A 2,618-nucleotide genomic window follows, 5' to 3' on the forward strand; every position below is an offset into this window, starting at 1 on the left:
TAGTGGCGCGGGAAATTCACCTCACAACCCCGGATATCTCTAACCTGAAAGGAAAAATTAACCAGACCGGGACCGGTGAACTGGCGCTCCATACCCGCACCCTGAATAACCATGAGGGGACAGTGTTCAATCAGGGGAAACGGCTGACCCTCACCACTGACCGGCTTAACAACCGTCAGGGCAATATTGCCAGTCAGGGCGAGGACCTGCATCTCACCGCGCATCAGGCCGATAACAACCAGGGGACGGTGCAGTTGGCCGGTCAGGGTCGATTATCGCTCAACACGCAACGGTGGCTGGGTGATAAGGGCAAGCTGCTCACCAATGGCACCCTGACGATACAGGCCGGTGAACTGCAACTAAACGAGGCCGAAACTCAGGCCGGGCAGATAACCATCAACGCCGACACCCTGAGCCATCAAGGCGGCGTGATGCAACAACAGGGTAAGGATGACTTGTCCCTCACTACCCTGATACTGGATAACCAGCGCGGGACCCTTGCGGGCAACGGCAACCTGAACCTTAAAGCAACGACCGTCGATAATCGTCACGGCAACATCGTGGCCGCCGAAAAAGGCTCGCTGACACTGGCGGTCAAAGACACGCTGGACAATCAGTCGGGCCGACTGGAAGCGGGCAATGCGCTCCAGCTCAGTGCTGCCCAACTGAATAATGGTCAGGGGAACATTGTTGCCACCGGGGACAGCGCCACCCTCACCGTTGGCAAAACTATTCAAAACGCTCACGGTCATCTTGAAGCCAAAACCCGACTGACCACGACCAGCCAGACGCTGGATAACACGCAGGGGGTGTTGCTGGCGCAAAACATTCACAGCCAGACCACAGGCCATCCTTTCACCAACACCGCGGGACAGGTGATAGCCGAAGACACCCTGACCTTAAATAGCGGTCAACTGGACAACACCGCGGGGCTGTTACAGGCTGGTCGCGAGATGGCCGTTGATACTCACGGGCATAAGCTCACCAATACCCGCCATGCCGACTCAAAAGCGGGCCGGTTGTTAAGCGGCGGACACTTAACTTTGCACACCGGCGATGTTGACAACACCGGCGGCATAATCGCGGCGGACGGCAAAACCGTGCTGACCAGCACTGCGCTTAATAATACTCAGGGACAGATTGCCGGAAATGGCGGGCTGGACATTCACAGCCGACAACTGACCAACCGCGAGGGCACTTTACAATCCGCCGACGCCCTGACTCTGGATACCGACGGCCAGTTACTGGATAACCAACAAGGCCAGATTATGGGTGAGGGCAAGACCACTATCACCAGCGGCCCACTGGACAATCGCCACGGTCATCTGCAAGGCGGACAGTTGGCTATTGACACCCGACACGCCGCGCTGGATAACCGGGACGGCAAGTTGTTATCGACAGAGACGCTCAACCTGAAAACCCAGCGGCTCGATAATCGTCACGGACAGGTGCAGGCGGTAGGCGACACCCAACTTCATGTTGACACTCAAACCGATAATACCGGCGGCCTTATCCGTGGCGGTCAGCAATTGACCCTGAACACCGCTCATTTGATTAACCGGGAAACAGCTCAGGTTGATAACGGACTGGAAGCGCAAAACCTGACGGTAAACGCCCAACAGGTGGACAACAGTCAGGGCGCTTTACGGGCGGCCAACCACTTGCAGGCGAACATCAGCCAGACTCTGGAGAATGAACAAGGGCTGGTCTCCGCAGGTAAACAGCTCACGGTCAAAAGCGAGGCTCAGCAACCGAATCTGGTGATTAACAACCGGCAAGGCACCCTGATTGCCGGGGAACAGGCCACGATTAACGCACATGGCCTGAGTGGGGACGGCCAACTGTTATCACAGGGCGATATGGCGGTCACCTTAACCGAGGATTTTCACCATACCGGCAACACCGCGGCCAATGGCAATCTGACGCTGAAAACGACCGGCAATCTTATCAATGACCGCCAGATAAAAGCCGGTCAAACGCTGCATCTTGATGCACACAACCTCACCAATAGCGCCTCCGGTGAAATTAGCGCCGGACAAACACAAATCCAGGTCCACGATACGCTGAACAACACCGGACTGATTGACGGCGGCCTGACCCACCTCACGGCTAATACCCTGAACAACATGGGTACCGGGCGTATTTACGGTGACCAACTTGCTCTCCAGACGGGCACGTTGAATAACACCGCACAAAACGGCAAAGCCGCGGTGATTGCGGCGCGTGACTGGCTGGATATTGGCACCGGCACACTGAACAACCGTGACCATGCCCAGATTTACAGCGTGGGCGACCTGCACATCGGCGGCCGGTTGGATAACACCCTGACGGCCACCGGTCAAGCCGGTGAACTCAATAATCACGCCGCGACGATTGAAGCCGGGAACAACCTGAAGATTCAGGCTGACCGGATTAACAATACCAACGCCGGGTTGGTGACTCAGGTCGTCGAAACGGAAAAATCGCCCCATCACGACGCGGTATTGAGCGGCCAGACCACCCGTTACGACTGGTCGCAGGTGGACACTTCCCGCCACAATAAATACGGCGTGCACGATGCCATCATGCCGGACGGCAGCGGCAGTAATGATTTTTACGAATATCAGTACACCCGGACT

At 56.6% G+C, this 2,618-nt stretch carries 1 pseudogene; it reads left to right on the plus strand.

Annotation, left to right across the window (positions count from 1 at the left end):
• A pseudogene (locus SLS51_RS22815) lies at positions 1-2,618 on the plus strand (hemagglutinin repeat-containing protein); the annotation flags it as partial.

The sequence above is a fragment of the Photorhabdus africana genome, from assembly GCF_035181445.1.
In the GTDB taxonomy this organism is placed as follows: domain Bacteria; phylum Pseudomonadota; class Gammaproteobacteria; order Enterobacterales; family Enterobacteriaceae; genus Photorhabdus; species Photorhabdus laumondii.